Raw genomic sequence first — 5,719 nt, forward strand, 5'->3', positions numbered from 1 at the left:
TTTCTACAATATTCTACAACGCCCATAAACAGGGCGTTGTAGAATAGGGAGTTAGCTGGAGTTAACGGGAGTTAGGCTCACTGCGTTCGCCGGAGTTAACGGACAAATGCCTTGCTGTCAAGAGCTGAACTATTGTCCGTTAACTCCCGATAACTCCGGCGCGAAGCGCCTAACTCCCGTTAACTCCCCAAAATTTATCTAACAATCCCTATGATAAAATCATCAAACTCGCTTGGTTTGCCGTCGCGTCCGAGCACTTTCTGCAAGAGCCTTCGGCGTATAGCGGACACGTTTTTCTGTGAAATGCCGGTGAGGTTGCTTATCTCCAATGGCTTGAAATGCAGGCGGAGGAGGATGCAGAGGTCGTATTCGTCGGGGCGCAGAACGTGCCCGTTGTTCAGCGTTGAGTAAAAACCGGGCACCTCAGAGTTTATCATCGAACGCAGTTCCTGCCATTCTTCGGGCGTCGGGTGGGCGAGGGGATTTTCGGCTATCTGCCTGAAACGGCGGGCAATGTCGGCGTTGGCAAGACGCTCTTCCACGGTCGCCGCGTCAACGTTACGCTGTAAAGTCTCCATGCTTTGCAGGCGTTCTATGGCCTCGCGCTTGTCCTTCGCCAGCTCGTCGCGCTCCTCCTCGGTAAGCGTAAGCAGCTGTTGCAGGTCGGTTTGGGCGCGCGTCAGGGCGTCAATGTCTTGCCTGTGGCGCTGTTCACGGCGGCGCATCTCGGCACGCCTTTTCCTTATTATATATACAGAAGCGGACAAGACGGCGAGCAGCACAAGGGCAACGGCCAGGGCGGTGGTCTTCATCCGTTCGGCCTCGAGAGCCTTGTCGGCCACTTGGCTACGCAGGTTAGCGCGCTCATACTGCGCTTGCACAACCGAGCATGTGTTTCTCATAATCTCCGTTGTCAGGCTGTCGGAGAGTTCACTGCTCACCGTTGCGTATTTCAGTGCGGAGTCCTTGGCACCCATCTTGTCGTATATCTGCCACGCGACGTATGCCGCCGCCTCGCGGATGTTGAGCGACGGATTGTCTATCTGCCGTATCTTGCCTAACCAGTAGGCGGCGGAGTCAAGGCGGTTGGTGCTGACTGAATAGATGGCTTTTACGTAATAAATGCCTTGGTAGTGGGGTTCTACGTTGTCATCAACGCCTATTACGCGCGAGTCGCGGTCGAACACGGTCATGCAGCGTGCCGCGTTGGCCGTGTCGTTACGGTCAAGATATATCTCGATTAGCTTCGCTTGGGATATTGCCGCTGCCTCTACGTAGCCGCTCTCACGGAAAAGGCGCAATGAGCGGAGTGTTACCGCGAGGGCAGAATCGGGCTGTCCCATGAAGATGTAGGCGTTGGATATATGGTCAAGGCCGCTCAACGCCGTGAGCGTATCGCCCGCACGCATTGAATATCGGTAGCAAAGGTGCGAGGCGCGGATGACGTTACGCGGCATGTACTCGTCAAGATAAACCTGCGAAAGATGGGCGTACACCTGGCCGAGCACCACGTACAGGCAGTCGTCCGACGTAGTGTCGGCGCTGGCGGCAGCCGCCTCGAGGTTGAGCATGGCTTCGGTGTTGTCGCCCATCGTATAGTTCACGCAGCCAAGCAACAGCTTGGAGAACATCCGGTGGTTGTCGTCGCCGTGGCGTTCGTAGAAGTCCGCCACTGCACGGATGGTACTGTCGGAGGTGAACCGCGCGTCTGAATTGAGCATATACTTGGTCTCCATCAAGCCGTAATACGCCTTAATGCGCTCCGGAGCGTCCTCAATCTTAGGCTTCAATGCCTCAAGCAGGCGCAGGGCGCTGTCAGGATGGGTAGACGAAACGCTGTCGATGGGATAAAACATGGGTTCATACTTGGCGTACCTGTCGCACGAAAGCATAAGGAGCGCAAGCGTTATGATGAGCGGAAGAAGTCGTTTCATACCGCAAAATTACACATTTTACACAACACACGGACACCATCCTGCATAAAACTTGCCGCAAGCCGTCGTGCCGTAGCATATTTTCGGGGTGGCAAAAGACGGCAAACAGCAAGGCAAAAGGCCGTCAATCGCACGCTAAAATGCCGTCTTTTGGAGACTAAAAGGCGGCATTTTGTGGTGGCTGAGGTAACATGCTGATTATCAACTGGTTATGTTTGTGTCAAAAATTACGGTCTTTTCGTGTCGTATAAAAGGTGTTAATTTTTGTACGTTTCAGACTATTTAAACTATATTTGCACCCGTTTTCAAGATAAATAGAACAATAAACATGACAAAAAGATTGCTTTTATGGCTGATTTAAGACATGCTGCCACAGCCACGACGGCCGGTAAGGTCGGGTTGGCCGGGCTGTTGATGACACTCGGGATAGTGTTCGGCGACATAGGAACGTCGCCCCTTTACGTGATGAAAGCCATCGTAAGCACCGGCGAGACGCTCTACACAGACTATATTCTCGGCGCGCTTTCGTGTATAATATGGACGCTTACGTTGCAGACTACGGTAAAATACGTGCTTATCGCGCTGCGTGCCGACAACAACGGCGAGGGCGGCATACTGGCCCTCTACGCCCTGCTCAGGCGACACAGGCGCAGGTGGATTTACGTGATAGCCGTTATCGGGGCGAGCACCTTGCTTGCCGACGGCGTGATAACGCCCGCCATCACGGTGACTACTGCTATCGAGGGACTGGAGGGAATAAGCCCCGACCTGCCCGTAATGCCCGTGGTGATTGCGATAATCACTGTGATATTCTTCGTCCAAAGGTTCGGAACGGAGCATATAGGGCGCACCTTCGGCACGTTCATGCTGCTCTGGTTCCTGCTGCTCGGGGTGGCTGGCGCGGCGGCGCTGACGGCCTGTCCGCAGGTATTGAAGGCTTTTAACCCGTATTATGCGGTGCGTTTGCTTGTTGAGTCGCCCAGCTGGTTCTTCATACTCGGCGCCGTATTCTTGTGTACGACGGGTGCTGAGGCACTGTACTCTGACCTCGGGCATTGCGGCCGTCGTAACATAACGATAAGCTGGCTGTTCGTAAAGGCAATGCTGATACTCAACTATCTCGGGCAGGGAGCGTGGATTCTGGCCAACGCAGGACGGATAACTGCTGGCGTAAACCCATTCTATGCCATCGTGCCACAGGACATGCTGCTCTTCGCTATAGTAATGGCCACGGGGGCGGCAATCGTGGCCAGCCAGGCACTTATCAGCGGTTCGTTCTCCATATTGAGTGAAGCCATGAACCTGCACTTCTGGCCACGCATGCGTATCAAGCACCCCACAAACGTGAAAGGACAGCTGTTCATACCGGCGGTGAACCTGACGATGTACGTGGGAGTGGTGCTTACGGTGCTGCTTTTCCGTGACTCGTCGCGCATGGAGGCTGCTTACGGACTGGCGATAACCATCACCATGCTGATGACGACGCTGCTATTGGGGTTCTACCTGCGCATGAGCGGTACGGCACGTGTGGCCGCGTTGGCGTTTGTCGGCGCCTACTGCGTGATTGAAGGGATATTCCTTGCCGCCAATCTGTCAAAGTTCATGGCGGGCGGTTGGTTCACGCTGCTTATCGGCGGACTGCTGTGCTTCATCATGTTGGTGTGGGTTGCCGCGCTGAAAATACGCCGCCGACATCTTTCTTCTAAACGGACGAGCGACTATTACGGCATAATATCCGACATAAAGGCTGACGATACAATACCTAAGTACGCCTCAAATCTTGTATATGTAAACCATTCACACGGCGAAGGGAGCGTGGATGACAAGCTGGTTTACTCCATAATAAACAAGCAACCCAAGCGTGCCGACCACTATTGGCTGCTAAACCTTGAGTTCGTCGACACTCCCGACACGTTGGAATATACCTTTACGCCGCTCGTAAAGGATACTCTTTTCAGTGTGACAATGCGCATCGGATTCAGGATTGAACCCCGTGTGAGCCTTTACTTGCGGCAAATAGTTGAGGACCTTGTGGCCGACGGCAAGCTTGACCTTACCAGTACGTACCCTTCATTGCGCAAGAACGGCATACCGGGCGACTTCCGTTTTGTCATAATTCACCGCATATATTATCCTGAAGACTCGCACAATCGCCGTCAGAACCTGCTGATGAGCCTCTACGCCATCATCCGCAAAATCGGTATTGACGAGCCTAACGCGCTCGGACTTGACACATCAGTCGTGGTTGTAGAGCGTGTTCCGCTGATTATATCGGGCCGTGCCAAGCATTTGAGGCGTATAGAAAAAGTTGTGGATGAAGAGTAAGTAAAGGAAGTAAAGGGAATAAAAGAAGTTAGGGAAGTTATAGCCATCACCTTTATTGGTTGTCATCAACAAGGCATTTGGCTATAACTTCCCTAACATCTTTTACGTCACAAACTTCTAAAAAGCCATTATTTCTTGATTAACTTTATAATGGCGAAGCCGCCGAATATCTGCACCAGCATGCCAGGCCAGCCCAGACGGATGTCCTGAAGGGCAGCCGTGAGCGAGCCGGTCATGCCCCATTCGGCCATCATTCCTATCCCTTGGTAAGCCAAAACGGCAAGGGCAACGGCCCAAAGAGCCACGCGGCGCACCTTTGAAGCGATGAAAGCAGCAGCCAAGGCGAGTAGTACCGACTTGGTAAGAATGATTGGAAGCATTGACGCTGCCGGCATTCCAAAAAGTGAGCTGTTGACAATCGGGGAGACGATTGCCGTGAGCAAACCTGCCGTAAGGCCGTATTTATAGGCCGCTACTAGCGTAAAGAAATAGATGGGAAGCCATATTAAGCCGCCTTGCGGCATGAGATGGCATAGCTGTGGCAGCAGGATGTTACCTATGACGAACAGTGTCGCTGCCACGTAAGTTTTGCTTTCACGGTAACTCAAAGAGTAAACCGCAGTTGATGATGTTGTTTTCATTGTTGTGTTATTTAGTTGATTGTTGTTCTTTTTTGAAGTAATAGAACTTAAATAAGTTATCACTCGCTGCGCTCGTTAGAAGTTAAAGCCATTACTTCAGCCATATATAACAAGGCATTTGGCTATAACTTCTTTAACTTCTATAAATTCTTTAACTTCTAACTTTCATGTTTTCGAGAAATTGTTTTATCATCACGTAAGCCTCGTCGGGCGAAGATGTGTCGGCCGTAAGCTTCTCAACGGGGCATATGTCTGTGCCTGTACGGTTGATGATGTTGGCCACAAGCTGGCCGTATTCCACCTCAATGCCAGCTTGAATGAGAACTTCAAGGGCTCCGGAGCTGATTACTTGGGCGTAGACTTCAGCCGCGCCGCCTTTCACGAGCAGCAGTGCTGCGCCGCGTCCGATTATCCTGTCCGCAACGGAAGCTCCCCTCAGAAAGTCCGGCTCGTCGGTAACGAGGCTGAAAAGGTCGGCTACGCCGCGGCGCTCGAACGTCCGAATCTCACCTTGAACTGAACGCGCCACGCCGCGGCAGCCATCATCAACCAACATGTTTCTTAGTTCTTTGTCCATTGTTTATTTGGTAGTTAAAGGAGTTGGAGAAGTTATCACTCGCTACGCTCGTTAGAAGTTAAAGCCAAGTGTATTGCCGATTATAAGCCAGTAAAGGTAATAATGGATAACCTTTTGCCAGAAGCTAAAGCCTGTAGCCCAGCCAATTATAAGCAGCAAAGGTAATGGCTATAACTTCTTTAACTTCACTAACTTCTTTAAATTCTTGGATTACACGTCCTGCTTGAGCGTCTCCACGAACT

At 51.9% G+C, this 5,719-nt stretch carries 4 protein-coding genes; 1 reads left to right on the forward strand and 3 read right to left on the reverse strand.

Features of this window, described 5'->3' with window-relative positions:
* Positions 1-194: 194 nt before the first annotated feature.
* Positions 195-1,934: a hypothetical protein gene (locus tag H6A34_RS13435; protein WP_205105933.1), complete on the reverse strand. Its 1,740-nt coding sequence runs from the start codon at positions 1,932-1,934 to the stop codon at positions 195-197.
* Positions 1,935-2,282: 348 nt separating this feature from the next.
* On the opposite strand from H6A34_RS13435, the gene H6A34_RS13440 reads away from it, so the two are divergent.
* On the forward strand, positions 2,283-4,259 hold the full coding sequence (locus H6A34_RS13440; RefSeq protein WP_205105934.1) for a KUP/HAK/KT family potassium transporter: 1,977 nt from the start codon (positions 2,283-2,285) through the stop codon (positions 4,257-4,259).
* Between the two features lie 128 nt (positions 4,260-4,387).
* On the opposite strand, the gene H6A34_RS13445 is transcribed toward H6A34_RS13440, so the two are convergent.
* Both H6A34_RS13445 and H6A34_RS13450 read right to left on the reverse strand, forming a co-directional pair.
* Entirely contained in the window at positions 4,388-4,900 is a 513-nt protein-coding gene (locus H6A34_RS13445) for an ECF transporter S component (protein ID WP_205105935.1), read from the reverse strand.
* A gap of 151 nt (positions 4,901-5,051) precedes the next feature.
* The gene (locus tag H6A34_RS13450; protein WP_205105936.1) at positions 5,052-5,477 is read right to left on the reverse strand and encodes a DUF1893 domain-containing protein; all 426 of its coding nucleotides are present in this window, start codon (positions 5,475-5,477) and stop codon (positions 5,052-5,054) included.
* Positions 5,478-5,719 lie beyond the last annotated feature (242 nt).

The organism is Marseilla massiliensis, from assembly GCF_016899855.1.
Lineage (GTDB): Bacteria > Bacteroidota > Bacteroidia > Bacteroidales > Bacteroidaceae > Prevotella.

Excerpts from the sequence above, each read along its gene's own strand:
- H6A34_RS13435 (WP_205105933.1), bottom strand. The coding sequence starts at position 1,934 with ATGAAACGACTTCTTCCGCTCATCATAACGCTTGCGCTCCTTATGCTT.
- H6A34_RS13440 (WP_205105934.1), top strand. The coding sequence starts at position 2,283 with ATGGCTGATTTAAGACATGCTGCCACAGCCACGACGGCCGGTAAGGTC.
- H6A34_RS13445 (WP_205105935.1), bottom strand. The coding sequence starts at position 4,900 with ATGAAAACAACATCATCAACTGCGGTTTACTCTTTGAGTTACCGTGAA.
- H6A34_RS13450 (WP_205105936.1), bottom strand. The coding sequence starts at position 5,477 with ATGGACAAAGAACTAAGAAACATGTTGGTTGATGATGGCTGCCGCGGC.